General features: G+C 58.1%; 26 protein-coding genes and 1 tRNA gene. 22 read left to right on the forward strand and 5 right to left on the reverse strand.

Going from position 1 to position 26,775, the window contains the following annotated elements:
• Positions 1–23: 23 nt before the first annotated feature.
• The 3 genes from F3J28_RS01615 to F3J28_RS01625 all read right to left on the reverse strand — a co-directional run bounded on the left by F3J28_RS01615 (position 24) and on the right by F3J28_RS01625 (position 1,811).
• Entirely contained in the window at positions 24–563 is a 540-nt protein-coding gene (locus F3J28_RS01615) for a DUF2058 domain-containing protein (protein ID WP_166872102.1), read from the reverse strand.
• Between the two features lie 156 nt (positions 564–719).
• A tRNA-Arg gene (locus tag F3J28_RS01620) sits at positions 720–794 on the reverse strand.
• A gap of 75 nt (positions 795–869) precedes the next feature.
• Positions 870–1,811: a formate/nitrite transporter family protein gene (locus tag F3J28_RS01625; protein ID WP_166872105.1), complete on the reverse strand. Its 942-nt coding sequence runs from the start codon at positions 1,809–1,811 to the stop codon at positions 870–872.
• A 203-nt stretch (positions 1,812–2,014) separates the two neighbouring features.
• Between F3J28_RS01625 and ccmA the strand changes: the two genes are divergently transcribed.
• The 13 genes from ccmA to F3J28_RS01690 all read left to right on the forward strand — a co-directional run bounded on the left by ccmA (position 2,015) and on the right by F3J28_RS01690 (position 15,173).
• Positions 2,015–2,623: a cytochrome c biogenesis heme-transporting ATPase CcmA gene (gene ccmA / locus F3J28_RS01630; RefSeq protein WP_166872108.1), complete on the forward strand. Its 609-nt coding sequence runs from the start codon at positions 2,015–2,017 to the stop codon at positions 2,621–2,623.
• Positions 2,616–3,275, forward strand: a complete 660-nt coding sequence (ccmB, locus tag F3J28_RS01635; RefSeq protein ID WP_038480670.1) for a heme exporter protein CcmB — start codon at positions 2,616–2,618, stop codon at positions 3,273–3,275. The genes ccmA and ccmB overlap by 8 nt, the downstream gene beginning before the upstream one ends.
• A gap of 29 nt (positions 3,276–3,304) precedes the next feature.
• Entirely contained in the window at positions 3,305–4,045 is a 741-nt protein-coding gene (locus tag F3J28_RS01640) for a heme ABC transporter permease (RefSeq protein ID WP_166872110.1), read from the forward strand.
• On the forward strand, positions 4,042–4,254 hold the full coding sequence (gene ccmD / locus F3J28_RS01645; RefSeq protein WP_008459664.1) for a heme exporter protein CcmD: 213 nt from the start codon (positions 4,042–4,044) through the stop codon (positions 4,252–4,254). Before F3J28_RS01640 ends, ccmD begins: the two co-directional genes overlap by 4 nt.
• The gene (ccmE, locus tag F3J28_RS01650; RefSeq protein WP_166872111.1) at positions 4,255–4,734 is read left to right on the forward strand and encodes a cytochrome c maturation protein CcmE; all 480 of its coding nucleotides are present in this window, start codon (positions 4,255–4,257) and stop codon (positions 4,732–4,734) included.
• Positions 4,731–6,686, forward strand: a complete 1,956-nt coding sequence (locus tag F3J28_RS01655) for a heme lyase CcmF/NrfE family subunit (protein WP_166872113.1) — start codon at positions 4,731–4,733, stop codon at positions 6,684–6,686. Before ccmE ends, F3J28_RS01655 begins: the two co-directional genes overlap by 4 nt.
• The gene (locus tag F3J28_RS01660) at positions 6,683–7,240 is read left to right on the forward strand and encodes a DsbE family thiol:disulfide interchange protein (protein WP_166872115.1); all 558 of its coding nucleotides are present in this window, start codon (positions 6,683–6,685) and stop codon (positions 7,238–7,240) included. The genes F3J28_RS01655 and F3J28_RS01660 overlap by 4 nt, the downstream gene beginning before the upstream one ends.
• Before the next feature lie 26 nt (positions 7,241–7,266).
• Positions 7,267–8,280, forward strand: a complete 1,014-nt coding sequence (locus tag F3J28_RS01665; protein WP_502706891.1) for a cytochrome c-type biogenesis protein CcmH — start codon at positions 7,267–7,269, stop codon at positions 8,278–8,280.
• Positions 8,281–8,326: 46 nt separating this feature from the next.
• Positions 8,327–9,085 carry a phospholipid-binding lipoprotein MlaA gene (gene mlaA, locus F3J28_RS01670; RefSeq protein WP_008459669.1) on the forward strand — a complete coding sequence of 253 codons (759 nt, stop codon included), beginning with the start codon at positions 8,327–8,329 and terminating at the stop codon, positions 9,083–9,085.
• Between the two features lie 166 nt (positions 9,086–9,251).
• Entirely contained in the window at positions 9,252–11,216 is a 1,965-nt protein-coding gene (gene hflK / locus F3J28_RS01675) for a protease modulator HflK (RefSeq protein WP_166872117.1), read from the forward strand.
• On the forward strand, positions 11,213–12,226 hold the full coding sequence (gene hflC / locus F3J28_RS01680; RefSeq protein WP_166872119.1) for a protease modulator HflC: 1,014 nt from the start codon (positions 11,213–11,215) through the stop codon (positions 12,224–12,226). Before hflK (F3J28_RS01675) ends, hflC begins: the two co-directional genes overlap by 4 nt.
• Positions 12,223–13,275 carry a protease modulator HflK gene (hflK, locus tag F3J28_RS01685; protein ID WP_008459674.1) on the forward strand — a complete coding sequence of 351 codons (1,053 nt, stop codon included), beginning with the start codon at positions 12,223–12,225 and terminating at the stop codon, positions 13,273–13,275. Before hflC ends, hflK (F3J28_RS01685) begins: the two co-directional genes overlap by 4 nt.
• The gene (locus F3J28_RS01690; RefSeq protein ID WP_166872121.1) at positions 13,272–15,173 is read left to right on the forward strand and encodes a heavy metal translocating P-type ATPase; all 1,902 of its coding nucleotides are present in this window, start codon (positions 13,272–13,274) and stop codon (positions 15,171–15,173) included. The genes hflK (F3J28_RS01685) and F3J28_RS01690 overlap by 4 nt, the downstream gene beginning before the upstream one ends.
• A 49-nt stretch (positions 15,174–15,222) precedes the next feature.
• On the opposite strand, the gene fadL is transcribed toward F3J28_RS01690, so the two are convergent.
• Positions 15,223–16,587, reverse strand: a complete 1,365-nt coding sequence (gene fadL, locus F3J28_RS01695) for a long-chain fatty acid transporter FadL (protein WP_166872123.1) — start codon at positions 16,585–16,587, stop codon at positions 15,223–15,225.
• A 377-nt stretch (positions 16,588–16,964) separates the two neighbouring features.
• Here fadL and F3J28_RS01700 point away from each other — a divergent pair, with 377 nt between their 5' ends.
• The 4 genes from F3J28_RS01700 (at position 16,965) to sixA (ending at position 21,572) form a co-directional block, all read left to right on the forward strand.
• Positions 16,965–17,249 carry a YfcZ/YiiS family protein gene (locus tag F3J28_RS01700; protein WP_008459678.1) on the forward strand — a complete coding sequence of 95 codons (285 nt, stop codon included), beginning with the start codon at positions 16,965–16,967 and terminating at the stop codon, positions 17,247–17,249.
• A gap of 179 nt (positions 17,250–17,428) precedes the next feature.
• Positions 17,429–18,739, forward strand: a complete 1,311-nt coding sequence (gene fadI / locus F3J28_RS01705) for an acetyl-CoA C-acyltransferase FadI (RefSeq protein ID WP_008459679.1) — start codon at positions 17,429–17,431, stop codon at positions 18,737–18,739.
• Positions 18,739–20,904, forward strand: coding sequence for a fatty acid oxidation complex subunit alpha FadJ (fadJ, locus tag F3J28_RS01710; RefSeq protein ID WP_166872125.1), 2,166 nt, complete (start codon positions 18,739–18,741; stop codon positions 20,902–20,904). The genes fadI and fadJ overlap by 1 nt, the downstream gene beginning before the upstream one ends.
• Before the next feature lie 179 nt (positions 20,905–21,083).
• Positions 21,084–21,572 (forward strand): phosphohistidine phosphatase SixA, encoded by a 489-nt coding sequence (gene sixA / locus F3J28_RS01715; protein ID WP_166872127.1) that lies wholly within the window; start codon positions 21,084–21,086, stop codon positions 21,570–21,572.
• A gap of 176 nt (positions 21,573–21,748) precedes the next feature.
• Here the strand turns inward: sixA and smrB are convergent, their stop codons facing one another.
• The gene (gene smrB / locus F3J28_RS01720; RefSeq protein ID WP_008459682.1) at positions 21,749–22,300 is read right to left on the reverse strand and encodes an endonuclease SmrB; all 552 of its coding nucleotides are present in this window, start codon (positions 22,298–22,300) and stop codon (positions 21,749–21,751) included.
• Between the two features lie 173 nt (positions 22,301–22,473).
• On the opposite strand from smrB, the gene prmB reads away from it, so the two are divergent.
• From prmB to F3J28_RS01745, 5 genes are all read left to right on the forward strand, one after another.
• Positions 22,474–23,406 (forward strand): 50S ribosomal protein L3 N(5)-glutamine methyltransferase, encoded by a 933-nt coding sequence (prmB, locus tag F3J28_RS01725; protein WP_008459683.1) that lies wholly within the window; start codon positions 22,474–22,476, stop codon positions 23,404–23,406.
• Between the two features lie 82 nt (positions 23,407–23,488).
• A complete protein-coding gene (aroC, locus tag F3J28_RS01730; RefSeq protein WP_166872129.1) occupies positions 23,489–24,574 on the forward strand; it encodes a chorismate synthase in 1,086 nt (361 codons plus the stop codon).
• Between the two features lie 4 nt (positions 24,575–24,578).
• The gene (gene mepA / locus F3J28_RS01735; RefSeq protein ID WP_166872131.1) at positions 24,579–25,403 is read left to right on the forward strand and encodes a penicillin-insensitive murein endopeptidase; all 825 of its coding nucleotides are present in this window, start codon (positions 24,579–24,581) and stop codon (positions 25,401–25,403) included.
• Entirely contained in the window at positions 25,404–26,201 is a 798-nt protein-coding gene (locus tag F3J28_RS01740; protein ID WP_166872133.1) for a sulfite exporter TauE/SafE family protein, read from the forward strand. It abuts the gene before it with no gap.
• Between the two features lie 16 nt (positions 26,202–26,217).
• Positions 26,218–26,766, forward strand: a complete 549-nt coding sequence (locus tag F3J28_RS01745) for an elongation factor P hydroxylase (RefSeq protein WP_008459689.1) — start codon at positions 26,218–26,220, stop codon at positions 26,764–26,766.
• The last annotated feature ends 9 nt before the right edge of the window (positions 26,767–26,775 follow it).

Here is a 26,775-nt window from a genome sequence, read left to right on the forward strand (position 1 = left end):
GGCTGCCTTAACGCAATGAATCGTTACCACATCAAATCATCAGGCACCACGAAGTCCGCATACGGATCGTCTTCGTCTTTGTCTTCTGGCGCCAGGTCGCTGCTCAGCACGATAAAGCTGGCATCGCGCTGTTTAATTTTATCGGCAACGCCTGCGGGAATAATGGCGTATTCACCTTCAGGGTTTTTATCTGAAATCAGGCGGGCAATGGCCAGGCGGCCTTTGATCAACTGCGTCTGGGCCACCTTATCGACGTACACTTTTTTAATTAAATTATTGTCCGTGAAGTTATAGCCGATATCACCCTTCGAAATAACAATGCGGTTCATTTCGATCAACTGCTTGATCTGCGCCTTATATTCTTTGGCTAAAGTGGCCTGCTTTTGCTGTTCGCTGAGTTCTTTATCGCGCTCAACCTGAGCCTGTTTGTTGGCTTCCACGGCTTCCCGAGCTTCACGAGCCTGCACGCGTGATTTCTTCGCGGTGCGCTGCACTTTAGCCACTTTTTTGCTGCTGACCAGGCCTGCTTTGAGCATCTGCTCTTGTAACGTAAGTTTTGTCATGTTCTTTTCGACTGCTGAGGGATCGTTGACGGGATTATATCCTTAATGCTTCCGGTGATTCCATGCTGTGGATATGCAAAGCTCACTGCATTGATAGCAGAAGGTATTTTTAATGACGAGTTTGAAAGAAAGGCAGAGCAGAAAGGTGAAATATAATGGCGTTCCCTGCAGGAATCGAACCTGCAACTAGCCCTTAGGAGGGGCTCGTTATATCCATTTAACTAAGGGAACGCGGCGGGCGTAGTATACCCGCTTTTCGAGGCAGGTTAAGGGGTTGGCGGTCCGTTTGCCTGGAAGATGAACAATTTACCCGTCACATTTTCCGCTCTTCGCTGAATGTCGGCTCATTTCCTCCTGCTTCCGCTTCGCTTCGGCCTTCTTCTTATTGCTCATATCGTTGCGGATCTGCGCGTGGCTGATCAGCGCGAAAATGAACGTTCCGCCACAAATATTTCCGGCTAAGGTGGGCAGGGCAAACGGCCAGAAGAACTCGCTCCAGTGCAGCGTGCCGTTGAACACCAGATAGAGAATTTCGACCGAGCCGACCACGATATGGGTTAAATCACCCAGCGCAACCAGCCACGTCATCAGCACAATAACGAAGATTTTTGCCGAGCCCGCGGCAGGGAACATCCACACCATGGTGGCGATGATCCAGCCGGAGATAATGGCATTGGCGAACATCTCACCGGGTGGGTTTGCCATCACCTTCATGCCGATATCGTCGAAGGCCTGGCGGGTGGCTTCGTCGAATATCGGCATAAATTCAAAGGCCAGCGCCGCCATCGCGGTGCCGACGATATTCCCGAACAGCACAATGCCCCATAGCCGCATCAGCAGCCCCAAATTGCTGGTGGTCGGGTGCTGCATCACCGGCAGCACGGCGGTGACGGTGTTTTCAGTAAACAGCTGCTGGCGCGCCATAATGACGATGATAAAACCAAAGGTGTAGCCAATATTTTCCAGCAGAAAATTGCCGGGCACGCCGACCAGGTTGACGTGAAAAATCCCTTTCGCCAGCAGCGAAGCCCCCATCGACAAACCCGCCGCCACGGCAGACCAGAACAGCGCCATGCCGTCGCGCTCCAGCTCTTTTTGCCCGTCCTGGCGAATGTGCTCGTGAATTGCCATCGCGCCGGAGGGCAGGCGATCCTCATCCACTTCTATTCTCTTGCCGCTCGATTTCTCGTCGCTGTCCACTGCCAGCTCATCGTTTTTAGCTATTTTGTCGGGCTCGATCTTGTCCATCAGGGCGGTTCCAGGTCAGAAAATGTTCACTTAAGCGTAGCGGTTTTTATCCCGCGTTTTTGGCGAATGGGAATAATCGCCCCGGTTTTGATCTGAATAAGCCAATTAACCCTAATGGAGTAGCCGAAGGCGTCGGGGGTAACCTGAAGAAAACAGGGCGATATGATATGCTTAGCGTCACCCGAGACAAGGAGCGCCTCCTGATGCTAGAAGCCCGACAACTGACCTGCCAGCGTGACGATCGCACGCTGTTCAACGCGCTGTCGTTTAGCGTTGAGCCGGGAGAAATGGTGCAGGTGGCGGGCAAAAACGGCGCGGGGAAAACCACGCTTTTACGTATTCTGGCCGGACTGGCGCAGGCCGATGAGGGCGAAGTCTTCTGGCAAAATCAGCCACTTCGCCGCCAACGCGATAATTTCCACGGTGACCTGTTGTGGATTGGCCATCAGCCGGGGATCAAATCCGTTCTCACCCCTTTTGAAAATCTCACCTTTTTTCATGCCGATGTAGCTGAAAAACAGCTGTGGGCTGCGCTCGAGCAAACCGGGCTGCTCGGCTTCGAAGATTTCCCCGTCAACCAGCTTTCCGCCGGGCAGCAGCGCCGCGCCGCGCTCGCTCGTCTGTGGCTTTCCACGGCAAAGCTTTGGCTTCTGGATGAACCGTTTACCGCCCTGGACGCCGCCGGCATTGAGCGCTTGACCCGGCGTCTGCAGCAGCACGCCGAAGCAGGCGGGATAGTTATTCTCACCAGCCATCAGCCGCTAAGTTGCGCTATACGGCAGATTCATTTGCAGGAAGCTGTTTATGATTAGGCGCATTTTCTGGCGCGAACTGCAGGTCGTGTTTCGTCGCGGGGCTGAAATCGCCAACCCGCTGTGGTTCTTCCTGATTGTGATAACCCTGTTTCCACTCGGCATTGGCCCGGAGCCGCAGCTGCTGGCGCGCATTGCGCCGGGTATTATCTGGGTGGCGGCTTTGCTGGCCTCTTTAATGGCGATGGACAGGCTGTTCCGGGATGACTTTCAGGACGGCTCGCTGGAACAGCTGATGCTGCTGCCGGTGCCTTTGCCGCTGGTGGTGCTGGCGAAAGTGACCGCTCACTGGGTGGTGACCGGGCTGCCGTTGTTATTGCTTTCACCGCTGGCGGCCCTGCTGCTCGGGCTGGATTTTTATGGCTGGCAGGTGATGGCCGCCACGTTGCTGCTGGGGACGCCGACGCTGAGCTTTCTCGGCGCACCCGGCGTGGGGTTAACGGTTGGTCTGAAGCGGGGCGGGGTGCTGCTCAGCCTGCTGGTGCTGCCGCTGACTATCCCGCTTTTAATTTTTGCCACCGCCGCGATGGATGCCGCCTCGATGCATCTGCCGGTGGAGGGCTATATGGCAATTCTTGGCGCGCTGCTGGCCGGCAGCGCCACGCTAAGCCCGTTCGCTACGGCGGCGGCGCTGCGGGTAAGCGTTGCATAACTTTATTTTTTGTTTTGTGAGCAAAACCTATGTGGAAAACATTACATCAGCTGGCTAAACCCGAGCGGCTTTACCACTTTTGTGGCCGCCTGCTGCCCTGGCTGGCTATCCTCAGCGCGGTGCTGCTGGTGGTCGGCTGCGTCTGGGGCTTTGGTATTGCCCCGGCGGACTACCAACAGGGGCAAAGCTACCGGATCATGTACCTTCACGTCCCGGCGGCGATGTGGTCCATGGGCGTTTACGCCAGCATGGCGATTGCCGCCTTTATTGGCCTGGTGTGGCAAATAAAAACCGCCGATCTGGCGGTGATGGCGATGGCCCCCATCGGGGCGGCATTTACCTTTATCGCCCTGGTCACCGGCTCCGCCTGGGGGAAGCCGATGTGGGGCACCTGGTGGATTTGGGACGCGAGGCTGACCTCCGAACTGGTGCTGCTGTTCCTCTACGTGGGGGCCATCGCGCTGTACAGTGCGTTTGACGATCGTCGTCTTGCGGGCCGCGCCGCCGGGATTCTGGTGCTGGTCGGCGTGGTGAACCTGCCGATTATTCACTTCTCGGTGGAGTGGTGGAACACGCTGCATCAGGGCTCGACCAATATGCAGCAGTCCATCGACCCTTCCATGCGTACGCCGCTGCGCTGGACTATCTTCGGCTTCCTCGCGCTGTTTATCACGCTTACCCTGATGCGCCTGCGTAACCTGCTGCTGTTACAGGAAAGCCGCCGTCCGTGGGTGTTAGCGCTTGCTAACGGCAAAGGAGCAAAATCATGACGTGGGCGTTCACACACTGGGGCGAGTTTTTCGCCATGGGCGGCTACGCCTTTTATGTCTGGCTGGCGGTGGCTTTTACGCTTCTGCCGCTGCTTGGGCTGATTTTTCATACCCGCTACCAGCACCGCGCCATTCTACGGGCGGTGGCGCGCCAGCAGGCCAGAGAGCAGCGTATTCGTGTCGCTCGCCAGCGCCAGGAGGAAGTTTAAGTGAATCCGCGTCGTAAAAACCGGCTTTATCTGGCCGTGGCGGTGCTGGCCGGTCTTGGGCTGACAATAACGCTCGTGCTGTACGCCCTGCGCAGCAATATCGACCTGTTTTATACCCCCGGCGAAATTATCTACGGCAAAGGCGAAAGTCATTTAATGCCGGAAACCGGGCAGCGCCTGAGGATCGGCGGCATGGTGATGCCGGGCAGCGTGAAGCGCGACAGCCAAAGCCTGAAGGTCAGCTTCAAGCTGTATGACGCGCGTGGCGTGGTGGACGTGACCTACGAGGGCATTCTGCCGGATCTGTTCCGCGAGGGGCAGAGCGTGGTTGCCCAGGGCGTGATAGAAGGCGCCACGCTTATTCACGCCAAAGAAGTACTGGCGAAACACGATGAAAACTACACGCCGCCGGAGGTGAAAGCGGCGATGGAACAAAATCACCAGCAGGCCCCGGAAGTGTATAAGGATAACGCCTCATGATGCCGGAAATCGGTGGGTTCCTGCTTTGCCTGGCGCTCGGTTGGTCTTTGTTATTAAGCGTTTATCCACTCTGGGGCGTCGCGCGCGGTGACAAGCGGCTGATGGCCTCCGCGCGGCCGTTTAGCTGGGCGCTGTTTATCACCCTTTGCGCATCATTCCTGATACTGGTTAACGCCTTCGTGGTGAACGACTTCAGCGTGCTTTACGTCGCCAACAACTCGAATACCGAGCTGCCGGTCTGGTATCGCGTGGCGGCCACCTGGGGGGCGCACGAAGGGTCATTGATGCTGTGGGTGCTGATGATGAGCGGCTGGACGTTTGCCGTTGCTCTCACCGGGCGCAGCATGCCTAAAGAAGACCACGCCCGCGTGCTGGCAGTCATGGGGATGATTAACTTCGGCTTCCTGCTGTTTATTATTTTCACCTCCAATCCGTTTATCCGCACGCTGCCGGACTACCCGCTGGAAGGGCGAGATTTAAATCCGCTGCTGCAGGACATCGGCCTGATTCTGCACCCGCCGCTGCTGTATATGGGGTATGTAGGTTTCTCTGTGGCGTTTGCTTTCTCGATTGCGGCGCTGCTGGGCGGCAGGCTGGACAGCGCCTGGGCGCGCTGGACTCGCCCGTGGACGCTGGCGGCCTGGGCTTTCCTGACCGTGGGGATTGTGCTGGGTTCGGCGTGGGCTTATTACGAACTGGGCTGGGGCGGCTGGTGGTTCTGGGACCCGGTAGAAAACGCCTCGTTTATGCCGTGGCTGGCAGGCACTGCGCTTATCCACTCGCTTTCCGTTACCGAAAAACGCGGCAGCTTTAAAGCCTGGACGGTGCTGCTGGCGATAAGCGCTTTTTCCCTTTGCCTGCTGGGCACGTTCCTGGTGCGCTCCGGCGTGCTGGTGTCGGTGCATTCCTTTGCGTCCGATCCGGCGCGCGGCATGTTTATTCTGGCTTTCCTGGTGGTCGTTATCGGCGGTTCGCTGCTGCTGTATGCGGTCAAAGGCAGCAAAGTCCGCTCCCGCGTGAGCAACGATCTCTGGTCGCGCGAGTCTTTCCTGCTCGGCAACAACGTCCTGCTGATTGCCGCCATGCTGGTGGTTCTGCTGGGTACGCTGCTGCCGCTGGTGCATAAGCAGCTTGGCCTCGGCAGCATTTCCATCGGGGAGCCGTTCTTCAATACGATGTTTACTGCGTTGATGGCCCCGTTTGCGCTGATGCTCGGCATTGGGCCGCTGGTTCGCTGGCGGCGCGACGAGCCGGGCAAGCTGCGCAAGCATCTGCTGGCGGCGGTGGTTATCACGCTGATGCTGTCGCTGCTTTTACCGTGGCTGATGCAGGATCGCGTAGAGGCGATGACGGTGGTCGGCCTGCTGATGGCCGTCTGGGTCTTTGTGCTGGCGCTGATGGAGGTTTATCAGCGCGCCACGCATCGCCACGGCTTCTGGGATGGGTTACGCAAAATTCCTGCCAGCCACTGGGGGATGGTTTCCGCGCATTTGGGCCTGGCGGTGACGGTGGTCGGCATCGCCTTTAGCCAGAGCTACAGCGTCGAGCGCGATGTGCGCATGAAGTCCGGCGACAGCATTGATATTCATCAGTACCACTTTGTGTTCCGGGAAGTGCGGGACATCACCGGCCCTAACTACCGCGGCGGTGTGGGCGTGATTGACGTCACCCGCCACGGCAAGCCGGAAGCCACGCTGCACGCCGAAAAGCGTTTCTATAACAGCAACCGGGCGATGATGACCGAGGCGGCCATCGACGGCGGTTTCACCCGTGACCTTTATGCCGCGCTGGGCGAAGAGCTGGACGATGGCAGCTGGGCGGTGCGTCTGTATTACAAACCTTTCGTGCGCTGGATTTGGGCGGGCGGGCTGCTGATGGCCCTCGGCGGGCTTTGCTGCCTGTGTGACCCGCGTTATCGCAGCCGTAAAGTTAAGCCGGAGGCCGCAGCATGAAGCGCCGCTATCTTTTTATTCCGCTGGCGCTGTTTCTGCTGCTGGCCTCGCTGCTGCTCTGGCAGCTGGCGCGCAATGCCCAGGGCGAAGCGCCCACGGATCTGGAGTCGGCGCTGATTGGTAAGCCTGTGCCGGTGTTTCGTCTGGAATCGCTCGATGAGCCGGGTAAAGAGTGGGGGCGGGAAGTGCTGGCGGACGGCAAGCCGCTGCTGCTGAACGTCTGGGCGACCTGGTGCCCAACCTGCCGCGCCGAGCACAAGTTTCTTAACGGGCTTGCCGCGCAGGGCGTCCGCGTCGTCGGCATGAACTATAAAGACGATCGCCACAAAGCGATTACCTGGCTGCGCGATCTCGGAAACCCGTACAGGCTAAGCCTGTTTGACGGCAATGGCATGCTGGGGCTGGATCTCGGCGTGTACGGCGCGCCGGAAACCTTCCTGATCGACGGCAAGGGGATCATCCGCTATCGCCACGCGGGCGATCTGAACGATCGCGTCTGGCAGCAGGAGCTGAAGCCGCTGTGGGAAAAATACAGCCAGGAGGCGGGCTCATGATACGCGTAGTTTTCTTGCTTATCGGCATGCTGTTTAGCGTACATGCGGCGGCGGTCATTGATACCTTCACCTTTAAAGATGAAGCGCAGGAGCAGCAGTTCCGTCAGCTAACCGAGGCGCTGCGCTGCCCGAAATGCCAGAACAACAGTATTGCGGATTCCAACGCAATGATTGCCTCAGACATGAAGCTTAAAGTCTACGAGCTGATGCAGCAGGGCAAAAGCAAGCAACAAATTGTGGACTATATGGTGGAGCGTTACGGCCATTTTGTGACCTATGAGCCGCCGCTGACGCCAGCCACGGTGATCCTCTGGGTGTTGCCGGGGCTGTTTATTGTCGGTGGTGCGGCGGTGATTGTGCTGCGCAGCCGCAGGCGGCAAAAGATTTCGCTCACGGAAGAAAATCCGGCGCTGAACGGAGGGATAACCTCAGGGAAAATCTCGCTGTGGGTCTTCTTGCCGGGGGGCGTGCTGCTGCTGGCGGTCAGCGCTGGCAGTTATCTGAAAACGTCCGGTCTGGCGCAGGTGCAGGCCTGGCGGCAGGCGACGGCCGAGACGCCAGCGTTGTTAAAACGTGTTCTTGACCCGCAGGCCGCGCCGCTGACTATGGAAGAGATGGCGCGTCTTGGGTTAGGATTACGCACGCGATTGCAGCAACAGCCTGATAATCTTGAAGGCTGGATGATGCTTGGGCGCATTGGCATGGTGCTGAATAACGCCACAACGGCGACACAGGCTTTTGCTCACGCATATAAACTTGCGCCCACAAACGGCGAAGCAAAGCTGGGCTATGCTGAAGTATTGACCCGCTCTGCCGACGCGCAGGATAACCAGCTTGGTGGGCTTCTGCTCCGCGAAATGTTAAAAGATGACCACACGAATATTCGCGTGCTCAGCCTGTTGGCGTTCAATGCTTTTGAGCGCCAGAACTACCGTGAGGCGATTGGGGCGTGGGAGATGATGCTGAAAATTTTACCGGCAAACGACCAGCGCCGCGCCGTCATTGAGCGCAGTATCGATCAGGCGAGGGCCCAGCTTTAACCGGGCACCACTGAAAGCGCAGACAAACAATAATAGGGAGACGCTAATGAATTTCCGCCTGACCGGACTTGCTCTGGCAACAACGGTATTAGTGGGATGTGCCAGTTCTGGTAGCCAGCAGCCTCAGGGGCGTTCGGACCCGCTCGAAGGGTTCAACCGTTCAATGTTCAACTTCAACTACAACGTGCTGGACCCGTATGTATTACGTCCGGTGGCCGTAGCGTGGCGTGACTATGTGCCGGTGCCCGCGCGCAACGGCCTGAGCAACTTCACCAGCAACCTCGAAGAGCCCGCCACGATGGTGAACTACTTCGTGCAGGGCGACCCGTACCAGGGAATGGTGCACTTTACGCGCTTCTTCCTGAACACCCTGCTGGGGATGGGGGGCTTCATCGACGTGGCCGGGATGGCTAACCCTAAACTTCAGCGCGTCGAGCCTCACCGCTTCGGCAGCACGCTGGGCCATTACGACGTAGGCTACGGTCCTTATGTGATGTTACCGGGCTACGGCAGCTTCACGCTGCGCGAAGACGGCGGTGATTTTGTCGATACGCTGTATCCGGTGCTTTCCTGGCTGACCTGGCCGATGTCCATCGGTAAATGGGCGGTCGAAGGCGTCGAAACGCGTGCCCAATTGCTGGATTCCGACGGCCTGCTGCGCCAGTCAGCCGATCCTTATATCACCGTGCGTGAAGCCTACTTCCAGCGCCATGACTTCCTGGCTAACGGCGGCCAGCTTAAGCCAGAGGCGAACCCGAACGCGGCGGCGATTCAGGATGACCTGAAAGATATCGACTCCCAGTAAGTGCTACCTGGATGTGAAAAAGCGAACATTGATGTTCGCTTTTTTATTGTCATAACACTGACATAAAATGACACATCTTTACCCGCCAGCATTTTGTGTTGGTATGTTATAAAATAACAATCCAAAAATACTGCGCAACTCTTGCGCACCTCACGCTTAAAACATCATGCCACCTACCCGGTTACCCGAAGCTGAACTGCTGCCTCAGGCGCTGCCCGCTCGCTATTCGCTGGCCGGCGCGCAGGCCCGACTCGCCGCGCGTGCGGTGTTCGCCTTAACCTTCCTGCTGTTTATGATGCTCCTGCTGGCGCTGACGGTCAGTATTCTGGAGCCAGCTTCCCGCTGGGTCGCTTTACTCTGCAGCAATGCCGCAGCGCTTTTGTTATTGGTTGTTTCGCTGCACGCGACGCAGCGTATTTGCCAGTGGCGAAGTTTTAAGTTTTCCCCACCGATTGAGCCTTCGGTTCAGGATGAAGAAGCGCCAAAGAACCCTCTTTTAAGCTGGCTTACGGGCCTGGTGCCGTTAAATTTTGCCCGGGCTGAAGCTTTGTTTAAGGCAGAAGGCATCTGGTCCGGGGCGCTTGCCGCGCTGGCGTTCTATATTGCGTTTTCTGGCTGGAGTAGCCGCTACGTTCCGCTGCTGGACAATAATAACCGCTGGATGGCTGTAGCGTGCCTGGCTGGATCCGTCTTTGTGCTGCTGGTGGCCGAACGGCATCTCAGTGCGGTATCGAAAGAAGCTTCCCCGGAAGCCGGGTCGATAGCGCCGCTGCTGCGCCTGGTGATGGCGGTACAGGTGCTGAGTTTACCGGGGCTTGTCTGGCCACAGCTCAACAGTGCACTGGCGATAAACTTGCCCGCTGCGCTGGTACTGTTGGTTGCCGTCGAGTTTATGCTGCGCGGGCTGTTTTCTCTGTTCGCACCCCCTGGAGACGGCACGACAGAGCCCAGGCTTATCCCCAAAAGCCAGCTGGCCGCCCAGCTAACCTGGCCGCCGCGCCCGCTCGGGTTTTTACAGCAGGAGCTGCACCAGCGGTTTGGCATCGATCTTCGCCAGGTCTGGGCCTTCACCGTCCTGAAGCGCGCGTTTATCCCGATGGTGACCCTGATGGTGATCTGCGGCTGGTTGTTGACCGGGCTGCAGCAAATCTCAGCCACCGAACGCGGCGTGTATGAGCGCTTTGGCCGCTCTGTGGCGGTGCTTGAGCCGGGGCTGCATCTGGGGCTGCCCTGGCCGTTTGGTCGGGTGCAGTTGACCGAAAATGGGCAGGTGCATGAGCTGGCTGCCGGGGAAGATCCAGCCAGCCAACCTCCTGTAAAACGCGCCGATGCCGAAGGCCCCGCGCCCGCCAGCGCCGACAGGCTTTGGGATGCCACCCACAACTTCGACAAAGCGCAAATCATCGCCAGCCAAAGCGGGGATCGGCAAAGCCTGCAGATCGTTAACAGCGACGTGCGCTTTATGTGGCGTATTGGCCTGACTGATAACGCCGCGCTGGCGGCAACCTACCGGGCAGTGAACCTGTCGGATCTGGTGCGCAGCACGGCAAATGAGGTATTGGTACATCAGTTCTCGTCTTTAACGCTGGATGATGTCCTGAGCGAGCGGCGTGACGACCTGGCCGGGCAGATTAACCGGGCCGTGCAGCAGCAACTGGATAACCTGCACAGCGGCGTGGAAATCCTTTCTACCGTGGTGGAGGCGATTCATCCGCCTGCCGGGGCGGCCGACGCTTTTCATGGTGTACAGGCCGCGCAGATTGCCGCGCAGTCGCTGATTCTGAGAGAGCAGGGAAGTGCGGCAGAAAAAGCCGCGATTGCCGCGACCAATGCTGCAGTGCGCGAAAACACGGCGCAGGTTAATGCTACCGAAGCGCTAAGCGAAGCTCAGGCAACGGCCACCCGCTTTGCCGCGCAGAAGAATGCTTACCAGCAGGCAGGGCAGGTCTTTATCGACGAGCTTTGGTTTAAACAGCTTCAGCAGGCCCTCAGCGGCCGCCCATTATTGGTCATTGACCAGCGAATTGGTGCCGGTTCGCCGCCCACGCTCGATCTGCGTGATTTCCCTACTTCTACCGATGCGGCGCGGCGTGACGCGCCCGCTAAACCCGCACAGGAGCTTTCCCGGTGAGCCATTCCCACTCTCATGGACATCATGATCACCACCACGGCCACGGCTGCAGTCATGGCCACTCTTCCGCCCCGGAAGGGGGTAAAAAAGGCGCCTGGAAGCGTATTACCGCCGCCGTTGTTTTGGTCGTTATTCTGCTTGCGGCTGCGAGTCTGGTGCAGGTGAGATCCGGTGAATCACTGGTGATCACTCGTTTTGGCAAACCCGTCCGCGTGCTGCTGGAGCCGGGGCTTGCCTGGCGACTGCCTGCCCCTTTTGAAACGGCAACGGTGGTGGATCTGCGCCTGCGGACGACGTCCAGCGGGCTGCAGGATGTCGGCACGCGCGATGGCCTGCGGATCATCGTTCAGTCCTACGCGGTATGGGAAGTGGACAGCACGCCTGAACACGTGCAGCGGTTTATGCGGGCGGTGCAAAACCAGCCGGATGAAGCAGCCCGGCAAATTCGCACCTACTTAGGCTCAGCGCTGGAAACCACCGCCAGCGGCTTCGCGCTTTCTCAACTGGTGAACACCGACGGCAAGCAGGTTCAGCTGGCGGAGTTTGAATCGCATCTTCAACAGCAAATCAGCCAGCCGTTGCTGCAAAGTTACGGCATCAGGCTGGTGCAGATGGGCACCGAACGCCTGACGTTGCCGGCCGTGACGCTCAACGCCACGGTTGACCGTATGCGAGCAGAGCGTGAAACAATTGCGATTGAGCGCACGGCGGAAGGTAAGCGCGCGGCGGCAGAGATTCGTTCCGCCGCCGACCGCGATGCCCGCATCACCGAAGCTCAGGCCTCAGTGAAAGCGGCGGATATCGAAGCCCAGGCCCAGGTACAAACGGCGTCCATTTACGGTAAAGCTTATGCCAGCGCCCCGCAGCTTTATAGCCTGCTGCGCCAGATTGACGCGCTTAGCGGCATGGTGAACGCGCAAACCCGACTGGTGCTGCGTACCGATGCCAAACCGTTCAGCCTGCTGGTTGACGGGCCGCAAATGGATAAAGCGGCGGATAAAAAACCATGACTGAACGGCAAAAACTTGAGCCCGGTGGGCCGTGGACGCAGTCGATTCGGCTGGCGTTTATCGCGATCTTTGTGCTGACGCTGTTTGCCGCCGGGGCGTGGTTGCTGTCGAATGTCCGGCAAATTCCGCCGGGCAGCAGGGCCGTGGTGCTGCGCTTCGGCGCTGAGCAGCGCGTGGCCGAGCCTGGCTTGCTGCTTGCCTGGCCCGCGCCGGTAAATGAAGTCGTGATGGTGCCGGGGCCGGATCGGGTGATTGAACACCGGGTGACCGCGCTGCTGCGCTCGTCCGAAGCGCAAAGCCTGGATATCAACGGTGGCCCCGGCAATGATGCTGTTTCGGGCTCTGGTTTCTTGCTCACCGGTGATGCGGGCGTTGTGCAGCTGGATATTAGCGTATTTTATCGGGTCAGAACGCCAACTGCTTACGTCTTACAGGACAAGCATGTCCTGCCGCTGCTGGACCGGCTGGTGGAGCGCGCGGCGGTCGCGGTTTGTGCTTCCCGCGATCTGGATACCATTCTGGTTGCCCGGCCCGAAATGCCCGGCAACGATATGAACGTGGCGCAGCAGCGCGAACAGCTGCGGAGCGACGTGCAGCGGAATATCGAACAGAATTTGCTGCGGCTTCAGCAGTCGGGGAGCGATGCGGGTATTACTCTTGAGCGGGTGACCGTGCAGTCTGCTTTACCGCTGACGACCGTGGCGGCATTCAATGCGGTCTTAACCGCCAGCCAGCAGGCCTCGAAAGCGATCGCGACGGCGCAAAGCGATGCCTCATTAACGCGGCAGAAGGCGGTTCAACAGGCCGACCAGATGCTACAAACCGCCCAGGCAAAAGCGCAGGAGAGCGTGGCGAAGGCGCAGTCGGACACGGCGACAATTGCCCGTCTGGCCAGCAACCATGACGATCCTGATTTGCTGGGGCGTATTTATCGCCAGCGAATAGCCGGGATCCTGTCCCAGGCCGGATCGGTGATTACCGTGTCGCCGCAGGATGATGCGCATTTGATCCTGCAGGGTGTAGCGCAACAAGAGGCGACGAAACCATGACTTCTTCTGTACAAGCCGGTGGGGCGCTGACCCGCCAGGAGCAGCGGCATATTACCCGCCAGTTGATGCTGGCGCTGGTGGCCAGCGGGGCGCTGATTCTGGGGCTGCTTTGGCGGTGGCTGGCGCCTCAGCAGGTTGCCGTTGGCGATTTACTTTTGGGCGCAGCCTCGGTTGTTGTGGCTGTTCCGGTGCTGCGTCACGCGCTGCATAGCCTGCGCTACCCCAGCCTGCACGGATTGACCGACCAGCTTATCGCGCTGGCATTGCTGGGCGCCTGGGCGACCGGGGATCTTCTGACCGCCGCGCTGCTGCCGCTGATCATGATCGTCGGGCATATTCTCGAAGAGCGCAGCGTCATCGGCTCACAGGAAGCTATTGCCGCGCTGAGTAAACTCACGCGCAGCCGGGCGAGGCGCTTAAGTGCGGACGGTGAATTACAGGATATCGACAACCACGATCTCGAACCCGGTGATGTGGTCGAGGTTCGTGCCGGAGATCATATTCCTGCCGACGGCCTGGTGCTGGAAGGTAAAGCCAGCCTGGACACGGCACCGATTACCGGGGAGTCCGTACCGCAGGAAGTTGTGCCGGGTGCGGAAGTTTTTGGCGGGGCGATAAATCTGGATGGTCTGCTGCGCATCCGGGTTACGCGTACCGGAGAGACCTCGACGCTGGGGCGGGTGATCGCCCTGATGCAAAGCGCGGAACAGGCAAGCCCGCCGATAACGCGTTTGCTTGAGCGCCACGCGGCGCGTTATTTGCTTTTGGTGCTGATGATTGCCGCCAGCACCTGGTTCCTGACGCAGGATGCCCAGGCGATGCTGGCCGTCCTGGTGGCAGCCTGTCCCTGCGCGCTGGTGCTTTCCGCCCCGGCATCATCTATTGCCGGGCTGACGGTGGCCGCCCGCCACGGCATTTTAATTCGCGGCGCGGCATTTCTTGAGGAGCTGGCGGAGATCAACGCCGTGGTGGTCGACAAGACCGGCACGCTGACCCACGGCAGGCTACACCTGCAGGCCGTGGCGCCTTATGGCGACATCGATCCCACTTTGCTGCAAACCCTGGCGGCCAGCCTGGGCGCGACCAGCAATCACCCGGTCAGCCGCGCGGTAAGCGAGATTGTTTCTCGGGAAGCCTGGTTGCCTCTCGACAATGTGCGTGAGCATCAGGGGTTAGGCGTTTCCGCCTCTACACCGCAGGGAGAAGCGGTGCTTGGCAGGCGTGAGCTATTAGCCTCCACTCTGACCGACTTACCTGCAGCCCCGGAGCACGATGGCCCGATTGTCGGGCTGGCGCTGGATGGCCGTTTTCTTGGCTGGCTGCTGCTGGCCGACAGCCTGCGAAGTGAGGCGGCAACGGCGATGGCCGAGCTGCGCGATCTTGGGCTAAACCGGCAGCTTTTACTGACCGGCGATCGCCAGTCGGTTGCGGACAAAATTGCGCACCAGGTGGGGATCGCTGACGTAGTGGCCGGGGCGCTGCCCGCGGATAAGCTGGCACAGGTGAAACGACAGATCGACAGCGGCTATCGGCCTATGGTTATCGGCGATGGCATCAACGATTCGCTGGCACTAAAGGCTGGCGTGGTGGGCGTAGCAATGGGGGCCGGTGGGTCCGACATCGCGATGTCTTCGGCGGATATTGTGCTGATTGGCAGCGATCTTCGCCGGCTGGGCACCTGCGTGCGCCTGAGCCGCCGCTGCCGCCGGACTTTGCAGGTCAACGTGTTTATCGGCCTGGGCTGGACGCTGGCCATTGTCGCGATGGCGGCTTTTGGCTGGCTTGGCGCTTCTGGCGCAGTTATCGCCGCGCTGCTGCATAATCTCAGCACGCTGCTGGTGCTCGGCAATGCGGGCAGGTTATTGCGGTTTGAAGAGAAGCTGAACGAGCAGGCATAAAAAAAGCGCCTTCATTAGAAGGCGCTTTGCTTTTTTTCAGGACAGTAAATCAGAACGCGTAGTTGAAGTTAGCGCCGTACAGCCAGGCTTTACCTTCTGATTTGAAGGTGTATGGGCCTTCTTCGATATTGACTTTCTGACCGTGCATGTAGGAAACGCCTACGTCCACAGACGCGTCTTTGTTAAACGCATAGGTGGTACCGGCGCTCAGCCACAGGCGATCCTGGTCCGGAATGGAGATAGAACGCTTGTTAGCCGGAACCGGGCTGTCATCGAACGCGATACCGGTACGGAACGTCCAGTTGTCGTCCATATAGTAGGTGGTACCCAGCGCGATGCGGTATGCATCTTTGAAGCCTTCGTCTTTATAGAACAGCGTCTGGCCGTTGCTGCCGGTCGCTTTCAGCTCCTGGAACTGGCTCCAGCTGGTGTAGGTCAGGCTATAGTGAATGGCCCATTTCGGTGCCACTTTGTTATAGCCGGACAGTTCCCACATTTCAGGCAGATACAGATTCAGGGAGCCTGGAATGGTCGCGCCACCGGTGCCCGTTGGAATATTGTTGGCCGCTAACAGCGCTGAAGCTGCCGGTGGCAGGGCGCTTGAAGGTGGCAGGCTGCTCTTATAGTCGCCGTCGAAGTCAATTTTCACTTCTGAACGGTAGGTGAAGCCGTAGCGGTTATCCTTATCAATTTCATACAGGATACCGGCGTTCCAGCCGAAGCCCCATTTGTCACCCTTCAGGTGTGCAATTTGGGTATCTGGCGCAATAGAGTTTGCGTAGGCGGCAAGTGCACGACCTTCAGGCGTTGCTAAACCACCGCCCTGGGCAATTTTACCAGCCATCAGCTGGCCTAAGTCACCCGCATAACGGTCAATTTTTGCCTTGGCGTATACCGCGTTGAAGCCCAGACCGAAGCTCCAGTTGCTGCTCAGGCGGTAGGCGCCGCTCAGGTTCATGTTCAGGGTCGTCAGGTCGGTGGTACCGCCCATAGAGCCTGCTGCGTAGCTGTCATTATACTCGGTGGCCAGGCCGTAGTTGGAGGTGACGGACGCACCCCAGCCAAACTGGTCGTTGATCGGCGCCACAAAGTGCAGGTTAGGCACCCATGCGGTTGGCGCGATGTTTTTCGCATCCAGGCTTTTGCCCGACGGCGAGCGGCCAGAGATATCAACGTCCGGGTCAACGAAGATTGCGCCGGCAGAGAAAGAAGGGCGATCGAACATCATGATGGTAGCGGGGTTGCGGCTTGCTGAACCCGCATTATCCGCAACTGCACCTTCCCCCGAATACGCTCGGCCAAGGCCAGAGGAAGAGAACTCGTTTAATTGAAAGCCGGCGGCGTACGCCTGGGAGGAGACTATTGCCACTGCAACCGCGAGGGCTGACTTAGTAAACAGGTTTTTCTGGCTCATGACCAAAACCTCATTGATTTATTTTTATGCAAACAATGTTACATACCGTAACAGGAGCGCGAATAGTAGGGACTGATCGGGTACAGAGAAATCAGACCAGTGGCGAGAGTATAGGTCTGACCAGCGAGGATGTTGCAAGTTTGTTTCTAAAGTTTTTCATGTTTGATCTTGAAAACGGGATCTGAGTGGCAAAATTGGGGGGAACTTCTCATCAAAGCGAGGATGTTATTTGTTTTAGATCATTTTTAAGTGTGATTTCCGTCACTTGTCGGTTTTGTGAGGATTATCAACTGGAGCAGATGCAACGGCGGGCGTAAAATAGCCACAATTATTTTAACCATTCTCCTATTTTAAGCCGCATTACAGAGGAAAGCGTGATGAGTAAAAATACCGCCGATGAAACCCCGGTTTGCTGCTGCATTGATGTCGGTTCTATTATCGACAACACAGATTGCATCGCCTCCTACAGCCGTGTATTTACTAGCAAAACAGAAGCCGATGAAGTCCTGGCTGCGTTAACGGCTAAAGCCCGTGACGTTGAGTCTGAACCTTGCCAGATTACACCGCGCTACACCGAAGTCGCCGACGGCGTGCAGCTGGATATCGATTTCCAGTTTAGCTGCCAGGCCGAAACGATGATCTTCCAGCTCGGCCTGCGTTAAATTCCCGCTCTCTAATTCCCCCGTGTAAAGCGGGGGCGTTCATTTCGTTATGTAATAATTCGTGTCGCTTCTCCCATTTTTCTCGCCCGCTGGTTGGCTGGATGTGAATTTTTAGTTAAGACTGTGATCAGGTCAGACCACTTTTTGTCTGTATTCACTTTTTTTAGCAGGGGAGCGTTATGAGTCAGGCACTGCCGTTGATTACCCGCCAGGGCGATCGTATTGCCATTGTCAGTGGTTTACGTACGCCGTTTGCCCGTCAGGCCACGGCTTTTCATGGTATTCCCGCCGTCGATCTCGGCAATATGGTGGTGAGCGAGCTAATGGCCCGCAGCGAAGTGCCGCCCGAGGCGATTGAGCAACTGGTCTTTGGCCAGGTGGTACAAATGCCGGAAGCGCCAAACATTGCCCGTGAAATCGTGCTGGCGACCGGCATGAGCGTACATACCGATGCCTACAGCGTCAGCCGTGCCTGCGCCACCAGTTTCCAGGCCGTTGCGAACGTCGCCGAAAGTTTGATGGCCGGCACCATTCGCGCCGGGATTGCCGGTGGCGCAGATTCCTCTTCCGTGTTGCCAATTGGCGTCAGCAAAAAGTTGGGGCGAACGCTGGTGGACGTGAATAAAGCGCGCACGCTCGGGCAGCGGCTGAAACTGTTTTCCAAATTACGTCCTCGCGATCTTTTGCCTGTTCCTCCCGCCGTGGCTGAATATTCTACCGGTCTGCGTATGGGGGATACCGCTGAGCAGATGGCGAAAACTCACGGCATCACTCGCGAACAGCAGGACGCGCTGGCACATCGTTCCCACGAGCGTGCCGCCCAGGCCTGGCAGGAAGGAAAGCTGGCCGATGAAGTGATGACGGCGTTTATTCCTCCCTATCGCCAGCCGTTCGCTGAAGATAACAACGTGCGTAAAGGCTCCAGCCTCGCCGATTATGCAAAACTCCGTCCGGCGTTTGACCGCAAGCACGGCACCGTGACCGCGGCTAACAGTACGCCGCTGACGGACGGCGCTGCGGCCGTGATCCTGATGACCGAATCCCGGGCAAAAGAGCTTGGCCTCAAGCCGCTCGGTTTCCTGCGCAGCTATGCGTTCACCGCCATTGATGTCTGGCAGGATATGCTGCTTGGCCCCGCGTGGGCGACGCCGCTGGCGCTTGAGCGCGCGGGCATTACGCTGAATGATTTGACCCTGTTTGATATGCACGAAGCCTTTGCCGCGCAGACGTTAGCCAACCTGAAAATGCTTTCCAGTGAAAACTTTGCCCGCAATGTGCTGGGCCGGGCTCACGCCACGGGCGAAGTCGATGACGCGAAATTTAACGTGCTGGGAGGGTCGATCGCCTACGGGCATCCGTTTGCGGCGACGGGCGCAAGGATGATTACCCAGACGTTGCATGAACTGCGTCGCCGCGGGGGAGGCTTTGGTCTCGTTACCGCGTGTGCGGCCGGTGGGCTTGGTGCGGCAATGGTTCTGGAGGTGGAGTGATGGCACAGCAAGGCGCATTCGATTTACACATCCGACTGGATAACGTTGCCGTAGTGACCATCGACGTTCCGGGCGAAAAAATGAATACCCTGAAGGCCGAATTTGGGGCGCAGGTACACAGTATTATAAAAAAACTGCGCGACAACCCGAGCGTGCAGGGGCTGGTATTTATCTCCGGCAAGCCGGACAACTTTATCGCCGGGGCCGACATCAACATGATAGGCGGCTGCAAAACGGCTGAAGAAGCCCAAGAGCTGGCGAGGCAGGGGCAGCAGATCATGGCAGAAATCGCCGCGCTGCCGATCCCGGTGGTGGCCGCGATTCACGGCGCCTGCCTGGGCGGCGGCCTGGAGATGGCGCTTGCCTGCCATGTCCGCATCTGTACCGATTCACCTAAAACGCTGCTTGGCCTGCCGGAAGTGCAACTGGGCCTGCTGCCGGGCTCGGGCGGCACTCAGCGTTTACCTCGCCTGATAGGCGTCAGCAATGCGCTGGACATGATTTTGACCGGCAAGCAGCTGCGCCCGCGTCAGGCCCTGAAGCTGGGGCTGGTGGATGACGTGGTGCCCGAATCTATTTTGCTTGAGGCCGCTGTTGAGCTGGCGCTTAAAGGGCGGAAACCTTCGCGTGAACTGCCGGTAAAAGAACGCGTACTCGCCGGGCCGCTGGGGCGCTCGCTCTTGTTCAGCATGGTCAGCAAGAAGACCGAAGAGAAGACGCAGGGCAATTACCCGGCAACGGGCCGCATTATCCAGGTTATCCGCACCGGGCTGGAACAAGGGAGCAAAAGCGGCTATGAGGCCGAGGCCAAAGCGTTTGGTGAGCTGGCCATGTCTCCTGAATCTGCCGCTTTGCGCGGCCTGTTCTTTGCCAGTACGGAGTTGAAAAAAGAGTATGGCGGTGAAGCAAAGCCCGGCAAACTAAATTCTGTCGGCGTGCTGGGGGGGGGATTAATGGGCGGTGGGATCGCCTATGTGACGGCCACCAAAGGCAAGCTTCCGGTGCGCATTAAGGACATTAACAACGAAGGTATTAACCACGCGCTGAAATACAGCTGGGATCTGCTGGAGAAGAAAGTCCGTCGTCGCCATATGAAGCCTGCCGAGCGCCAGCGCGAACTGGCACGTATCTCCGGTGGAACCGATTACCACGGCTTTAGCCAGCGAGATATTGTGGTGGAAGCCGTGTTTGAAGATCTGGCGCTGAAGCAAAAAATGGTGGCTGAGGTTGAACAGTATGCCGCACCGCACACCGTTTTTGCCTCGAATACTTCTTCGCTGCCGATTGCCGATATTGCCGCTCAGGCAGCGCGCCCGCAGCAGGTTATTGGCCTGCATTTCTTCAGCCCTGTAGACAAAATGCCGCTGGTCGAAGTGATTCCTCATGCAGGGACTAGCGCGGAAACCATTTCCACGACCGTGCAGTTGGCGAAAAAACAGGGCAAAACGCCGATTGTGGTAGGCGACAGCGCCGGGTTTTACGTCAATCGCATTCTTGCGCCTTATGTTAATGAAGCGCTGCGCTGCCTCACGGAAGGTGAGCCGATCGAGCGTATTGACGATGCGCTGGTGAAGTTCGGTTTCCCGGTGGGGCCGGTACAATTGCTGGATGAGGTTGGGATAGACGTCGGCACGAAGATTATCCCGATTCTGCAGCAGGCTTTCGGCGATCGCTTTGCCGCGCCTGATACCGTGGATGCAATCTTGAAGGACGATCGCAAAGGAAGAAAAAATGGTCGCGGTTTCTATCTTTATCCTGCAAAAGGGCGTAAAAGCAAGAAACAGCCTGACACAGCGATTTACACGCTGTTAGGCGTGACGCCGAACGGGCGTCAGACCCCGGAACACATCGCCGAGCGCTGCGTCATGATGATGCTCAACGAGGCCGCTCGCTGCCTCGATGAGGGCGTGGTCAGAAGCGCACGTGATGGCGATATTGGCGGCGTTTTCGGCATTGGTTTTCCGCCGTTTTTAGGCGGGCCGTTCAGGTATATGGACAGCCTGGGGGCCGCCGATGTGGTGGCAAAATTACAGCGTTTAGCGAGCCAGTACGGGGAGCGGTTCAGCCCCTGTGAAAGGCTGATTATTATGGCTGAACAACACCTTAGTTTCTGGCCTGCGCTGACGTCGCAGCCGGTGACCGAGCTTGACGAAGCGCTGAGCTAAAACCGGTAAATGTACGCTGCAAGGTCATTTTGTAAACAGATATTGACTATACTTGCAGCATTGAGGTAAAAGACAGCGTTTCATTCGATGTACGGATAAGGCACAATGCCCGGCTGCCGTGAACCCCACTTTTTCAGCGTGCGGGTTCAGGCGTTCCTGGTTAACAAAAGCGGTGCAATATGCAAGTTTTTATCATGCGTCACGGCGACGCAGCACTCGATGCTGCCAGCGACTCGGTTCGTCCCTTAACCCAATGTGGGTGTGATGAATCCCGTCTGATGGCGACCTGGTTAACGGGTCAAGTGGCAAGTATCGAACGTGTTCTGGTGAGCCCTTACCTGCGAGCTGAACAGACCCTGGACGTGGTGCGGGAAGCGCTGAACCTCCCGGAAAAAGAAGACATCCTGCCAGAGCTGCGGCCCTGCGGGGATGTAGGCCTGGTGGGGGATTACCTGCTGGCGCTGGCAAGTCAAGGTGTTAAATCTGCGCTGGTGGTTTCCCACCTGCCGCTCGTGGGTTACCTGGTTTCCGAGCTTTGCCCGGAAGAGGCTCCGCCGATGTTTACTACTTCGGCCATTGCCAACGTCACGCTGGACCCGGATACCGGTAAAGGCGTGTTTAACTGGCAGATGAGCCCCTGCAACTTCAAGGTGGCTAAGGCTATCTGATTGCTGTGAGCATGAAAAAAAGAGTCGCGAATGCGGCTCTTTTTTCTTTTAAGGTGCTCAGGATTTTCCCCCTCACCCTAACCCTCTCCCCAAAGGGGCGAGGGGACTGCTCCCGATCGTTTTCCCCCTCTCCCTCTGGGAGAGGGCCGGGGTGAGGGGAATCCCTTGCGCTGAGCTTATGGCAGCTCCGGCGGCTGCCACTCTTCAATTTCTATTAACACCAGCAGCGCGGCATCGCCGCCGTACTCTTTCGGAGCCTGATGAAACGCCACAATATGCGGATGCTGCGCCAGCCAGAGCGGCGTTTGCTGCTTCAGGACGTGTTTACCGTGGCCGTGCATCACACAGGCACAAAAAACGTGCTCGCGGCGGCAGGCGGCAATCAGCGCGCCCAGCTCCTGTTTGGCCTGAAGCTGGGTCAGACCGTGTAAATCAAGAAATAGCTCCGGAGAATAATCCCCGCGACGCAGTTTCTTCAGTTCAAAATGACTCACGCCTTCGCGCACGTAGCGCATTGGCCCTTCGGTCGCCAGGCGTGGCTGAAACTCATCGGAAAAATAGTGGCTGGCATCGGCCTGCTCCTGCAACAGACGCTTCACGGGCACTTCCGTTATTTTCTTGCGCACCGGGCGGTGGACAATCGTGTCCTGAGCCAGTTTTTTCGTGCCGCCCATCAAGCCGCGAAACAGCGCCTCATCTTCGGAACTGAGCGGTGATTTTTTTTTCATGTTTCTCTCATCTCGCATTCGCTTTGCTGCCAGTTTACCTGCTTTACCCGGCAGCAATAAAGAAAACGCAAATTTCGCGGCCTCCCGGCGTCGATGGATGCTGATTTGTCGCCTCCTTCATGGCAAACTAGCCGATTATTATTGAACTAGCGTGAGTCGCCTGCGGAGGGCACGTGGATAAAATTTTCGTCGATGAGGCAGTAAACGAGCTGCATACCATTCAGGACATGCTGCGCTGGTCGGTCAGCCGCTTTAGCGCCGCCAACATCTGGTATGGGCACGGCACCGACAATCCATGGGATGAAGCCGTTCAGCTGGTTCTGCCAAGTCTGTACCTGCCGCTGGATATTCCTGAAGACATGCGCACCGCGCGTCTGACCCCAAGCGAGCGTCACCGTATCGTCGAGCGCGTGATTCGCCGCGTCAACGAACGTATTCCGGTTGCCTACCTGACCAATAAAGCCTGGTTCTGCGGCCACGAGTTCTACGTGGACGAACGTGTACTGGTGCCGCGCTCGCCGATTGGAGAGCTGATTAACAACCGCTTTGCCGGGATGATCGACCACGAGCCGCAGCACATTCTGGATATGTGCACCGGCAGCGGCTGCATCGGGATTGCCTGCGCCTATGAATTCCCGAATGCGGAAGTGGATATTGTTGATATTTCCCCTGACGCTATCGCCGTGGCCGAGCAGAACATTGCCGAGCACGGCCTGGACCACAACGTCACGCCGATTCGTTCTGACCTGTTCCGCGACCTGCCTAAAGTGCAGTACGACGTGATTGTGACGAACCCGCCGTATGTTGATGAAGAAGACATGGCGGATCTGCCGGGCGAATACCACTTCGAACCTGAGCTGGGCCTCGCGGCCGGCAGCGATGGTCTGAAGCTGGCTCGTCGTATTCTTGGCTGCGCGCCGGATTACCTGGCCGACGGCGGGATCCTGATTTGTGAAGTGGGGAACAGCATGGTACACCTGATGGAGCAGTACCCGGAGGTGCCGTTCACCTGGCTTGAGTTCGACAACGGCGGCGACGGCGTATTTATGCTGACTAAAGCGCAGCTGATTGACGCTCGCGAGTACTTCAGTATCTACAAAGATTAATTGCCGAACGTAGACGAGCCTTCGGGCTCGTTTTACTTCCCGCGCACAACACAATAACTAGAACGGTGATTAAGGAGCCGTGATGGCTGGTAACAGTATTGGACAGGTTTTTCGCGTAACGACATTTGGTGAATCTCACGGCATCGCGCTGGGCTGCATTGTTGACGGCGTCCCGCCGGGCATCCCGCTGACGGAGGCCGACCTGCAGCACGATCTCGATCGCCGCCGTCCGGGCACCTCGCGCTACACCACTCAGCGCCGTGAGCCTGATCAGGTCAAAATTCTCTCCGGCGTGTTTGAAGGCGTGACGACCGGCACGAGCATTGGCCTGCTGATTGAAAATACCGATCAGCGTTCCCAGGATTACAGCGCCATTAAAGACGTGTTCCGTCCGGGACACGCGGATTACACCTACGAACAAAAATACGGCCTGCGCGACTACCGCGGCGGCGGCCGTTCTTCTGCCCGTGAAACCGCCATGCGCGTTGCAGCGGGCGCCATTGCCAAGAAATACCTTGAGCAGAAATTCGGCATTAAAATTCGCGGCTGCCTGACGCAGATGGGCGATATTCCGCTGGAAATCAAAGACTGGGATCAGGTTGAGCAGAACCCGTTCTTCTGCCCGGATCCGGATAAAATCGAAGCGCTGGACGAGCTGATGCGAGGCCTGAAAAAAGAGGGCGACTCCATCGGCGCGAAAGTGACCGTTGTGGCTGATAACGTGCCGCCGGGCCTCGGTGAACCGGTCTTTGACCGCCTGGACGCAGACATTGCCCACGCGCTGATGAGTATCAACGCGGTGAAAGGCGTGGAAATTGGCGAAGGCTTCGGCGTGGTGAACCTGCGCGGCAGCCAGAACCGGGATGAAATCACCCAGCAAGGCTTCCAGAGCAACCACGCGGGCGGCATTCTGGGCGGCATCAGCAGCGGCCAGCAGATAGTGGCTAACGTGGCCCTGAAACCCACTTCCAGCATTACCGTGCCGGGCAAAACCATTAATCGCGAAGGCGAAGAAGTGGAGATGATCACCCGCGGGCGTCACGATCCTTGCGTAGGGATCCGCGCTGTGCCGATCGCAGAAGCGATGCTGGCTATCGTGCTGATGGATCACCTGCTGCGCCAGCGCGCTCAGAACGCTGACGTTTCTTCCCCGCTGCCTCGCTGGTAAGACGATGAACAAACTCCTGATCGGGATGCTGGCGCTGGCCGCCAGCGCCCAGGCTTTAGCGGCGACGCCGTGGCAAAAAATCGACCACCCGATTGCCGGTAGCGCGCAGTCTATTGGCGCGTTTTCCAACGGCTGCATCGTCGGGGCTCACGCGTTGCCGCTTGAGGACGCCCGCTACCAGGTGATACGCCCGGATCAGCGTCGCTACTTTGGTCATCCCGATCTGGTGATGTTTATTCAGCGCCTGAGTAATCAGGTAAATCAGCTCAGCCTGGGGACAGTGTTGATTGGTGACATGGGCATGGCGGCAGGCGGGCGTTTTAGCTCCGGCCACGCCAGCCATCAGACCGGGCTTGATGTCGACATTTTCCTGCAACTGCCAAAAACTCGCTGGACGTCGGCGCAATTGCTGCGCCCTCAGGCTTTGGATTTGGTTGCTGCCGACGGCAAGCGCGTGGTGCCTTCGCTGTGGAAACCGGAAATCGACAGCCTGATTAAGCTCGCGGCTAAAGATAACGAGGTGACGCGCATCTTCGTGAACCCGGCTATTAAGCAGCGGCTTTGCGAAGATGCGGGCGCTGACCGCGACTGGCTGCGTAAGGTGCGCCCGTGGTTTGCCCACCGCGCCCACATGCACGTTCGCCTGCGCTGCCCGGCTAACAGCCTTGAGTGTGAGGATCAGCCTCTGCCTCCTCCGGGAGACGGCTGCGGGGCCGAGCTGCAAAGCTGGTTCGCGCCGCCTGCACCGGGCAGCACGCCGCCGAAAAAGACAACGCCACCGCCGCTACCCGCCTCCTGTCAGGCATTACTGGATGAGCACGCTCTCTAAATGGAATGGTTTATGGTTTCCCCGCTGCTGCTGCTGGCGCTGTTTTTTGTCGCCATGCTGGCCGGGTTTATTGATGCCCTTGCGGGCGGCGGCGGTTTACTGACGGTCCCTGCCTTGCTGGCGGTAGGCATGTCTCCTGCTCAGGCCCTGGCAACCAACAAGCTACAGGCCTGCGGTGGCTCGGTTTCAGCCTCTCTCTATTTCATTCGCCGCAAGGTGGTCAGCCTCGCCGATCAGAAGCTCAATATTCTGATGACCTTTATCGGCTCTACCTGCGGCGCATTGCTGGTGCAGCACGTGAAGTCCGATATTTTGCGCCAGATCCTGCCGCTGCTGATTATCGGCATCGGGCTCTATTTCCTGCTGATGCCAAAGCTCGGGGAAGAAGACCGGCAGCGCCGCCTGCACGGTTTGCCGTTCGCGTTAATTGCCGGGGGCTGCGTCGGTTTTTATGATGGCTTCTTTGGCCCCGGCGCCGGGTCGTTTTACGCGCTGGCCTTTGTGACGCTTTGCGGCTTCAACCTCGCCAAATCCACCGCCCACGCGAAAGTCCTGAACGCCGCCTCCAATCTTGGCGGGCTGCTGCTGTTTATCATCGGCGGCAAGGTGATTTGGGGCACCGGCTTTGTGATGATGGCCGGGCAATTTTTAGGGGCGAGGGCGGGTTCGCGCCTCGTCTTAAGTAAAGGGCAGCAGCTGATTCGCCCAATGATTGTCGTTGTTTCGGCGGTAATGAGCGCCAGGCTGCTGTATGACAGCCACGGACCGGAAATTCTCCATTGGTTAGGGATAGCCTGAAATGAATGATGTCTCTATGAGCAAACAACACCATTACCAGGAACTGATTGACGTGTTCGATAGCTGCTTCCTGGCAGAGTTTAATACCCGCTTGATCAAGGGTGATGACGAGCCTATTTATCTGCCTGCGGATGACGAATTGCCGTATAACCGCATCGTCTTCGCGCACGGCTATTACGCCAGCGGAATGCATGAGATTTCCCACTGGTGCGTGGCGGGCGCAGAGCGCCGCAAGCTGGTGGACTTCGGTTACTGGTATTGCCCGGACGGGCGAGACGCCGAAACCCAGGGCAAGTTCGAAGATGTGGAAGTGAAGCCGCAGGCGCTGGAGTGGATGCTCAGCACCGCCGCGGGCTTCCCGTTTAACGTCAGCTGCGACAACCTGAGCGGCGATTTTGAGCCTGACCGCATTGCGTTTCAGCGCCGGGTTCATGCCCAGGTTATGACTTATCTGAAAGACGGGATCCCCGAGCGCCCGGCTCGTTTGATTGACGCGCTAAGGGCGTATTATGGTACCCCTGCGCTCGAAGCCGGGCAGTTTGCCTGGCCAGAAGACCTAAACTAAAAATCACCT

Origin of the sequence: Enterobacter sp. Ap-1006 (genome assembly GCF_011752835.1) — a bacterium.
In the GTDB taxonomy this organism is placed as follows: Bacteria; Pseudomonadota; Gammaproteobacteria; order Enterobacterales; family Enterobacteriaceae; genus Cedecea.

Excerpts from the sequence above, each read along its gene's own strand:
- F3J28_RS01615 (WP_166872102.1), bottom strand. The coding sequence starts at position 563 with ATGACAAAACTTACGTTACAAGAGCAGATGCTCAAAGCAGGCCTGGTC.
- F3J28_RS01625 (WP_166872105.1), bottom strand. The coding sequence starts at position 1,811 with ATGGACAAGATCGAGCCCGACAAAATAGCTAAAAACGATGAGCTGGCA.
- ccmA (WP_166872108.1), top strand. The coding sequence starts at position 2,015 with ATGCTAGAAGCCCGACAACTGACCTGCCAGCGTGACGATCGCACGCTG.
- ccmB (WP_038480670.1), top strand. The coding sequence starts at position 2,616 with ATGATTAGGCGCATTTTCTGGCGCGAACTGCAGGTCGTGTTTCGTCGC.
- F3J28_RS01640 (WP_166872110.1), top strand. The coding sequence starts at position 3,305 with ATGTGGAAAACATTACATCAGCTGGCTAAACCCGAGCGGCTTTACCAC.
- ccmD (WP_008459664.1), top strand. The coding sequence starts at position 4,042 with ATGACGTGGGCGTTCACACACTGGGGCGAGTTTTTCGCCATGGGCGGC.
- F3J28_RS01655 (WP_166872113.1), top strand. The coding sequence starts at position 4,731 with ATGATGCCGGAAATCGGTGGGTTCCTGCTTTGCCTGGCGCTCGGTTGG.
- F3J28_RS01660 (WP_166872115.1), top strand. The coding sequence starts at position 6,683 with ATGAAGCGCCGCTATCTTTTTATTCCGCTGGCGCTGTTTCTGCTGCTG.
- F3J28_RS01665 (WP_502706891.1), top strand. The coding sequence starts at position 7,267 with ATGCTGTTTAGCGTACATGCGGCGGCGGTCATTGATACCTTCACCTTT.
- mlaA (WP_008459669.1), top strand. The coding sequence starts at position 8,327 with ATGAATTTCCGCCTGACCGGACTTGCTCTGGCAACAACGGTATTAGTG.
- hflK (WP_166872117.1), top strand. The coding sequence starts at position 9,252 with ATGCCACCTACCCGGTTACCCGAAGCTGAACTGCTGCCTCAGGCGCTG.
- hflK (WP_008459674.1), top strand. The coding sequence starts at position 12,223 with ATGACTGAACGGCAAAAACTTGAGCCCGGTGGGCCGTGGACGCAGTCG.
- F3J28_RS01690 (WP_166872121.1), top strand. The coding sequence starts at position 13,272 with ATGACTTCTTCTGTACAAGCCGGTGGGGCGCTGACCCGCCAGGAGCAG.
- fadL (WP_166872123.1), bottom strand. The coding sequence starts at position 16,587 with ATGAGCCAGAAAAACCTGTTTACTAAGTCAGCCCTCGCGGTTGCAGTG.
- F3J28_RS01700 (WP_008459678.1), top strand. The coding sequence starts at position 16,965 with ATGAGTAAAAATACCGCCGATGAAACCCCGGTTTGCTGCTGCATTGAT.
- fadI (WP_008459679.1), top strand. The coding sequence starts at position 17,429 with ATGAGTCAGGCACTGCCGTTGATTACCCGCCAGGGCGATCGTATTGCC.
- fadJ (WP_166872125.1), top strand. The coding sequence starts at position 18,739 with ATGGCACAGCAAGGCGCATTCGATTTACACATCCGACTGGATAACGTT.
- sixA (WP_166872127.1), top strand. The coding sequence starts at position 21,084 with ATGCAAGTTTTTATCATGCGTCACGGCGACGCAGCACTCGATGCTGCC.
- smrB (WP_008459682.1), bottom strand. The coding sequence starts at position 22,300 with ATGAAAAAAAAATCACCGCTCAGTTCCGAAGATGAGGCGCTGTTTCGC.
- aroC (WP_166872129.1), top strand. The coding sequence starts at position 23,489 with ATGGCTGGTAACAGTATTGGACAGGTTTTTCGCGTAACGACATTTGGT.
- mepA (WP_166872131.1), top strand. The coding sequence starts at position 24,579 with ATGAACAAACTCCTGATCGGGATGCTGGCGCTGGCCGCCAGCGCCCAG.
- F3J28_RS01740 (WP_166872133.1), top strand. The coding sequence starts at position 25,404 with ATGGAATGGTTTATGGTTTCCCCGCTGCTGCTGCTGGCGCTGTTTTTT.
- F3J28_RS01745 (WP_008459689.1), top strand. The coding sequence starts at position 26,218 with ATGAGCAAACAACACCATTACCAGGAACTGATTGACGTGTTCGATAGC.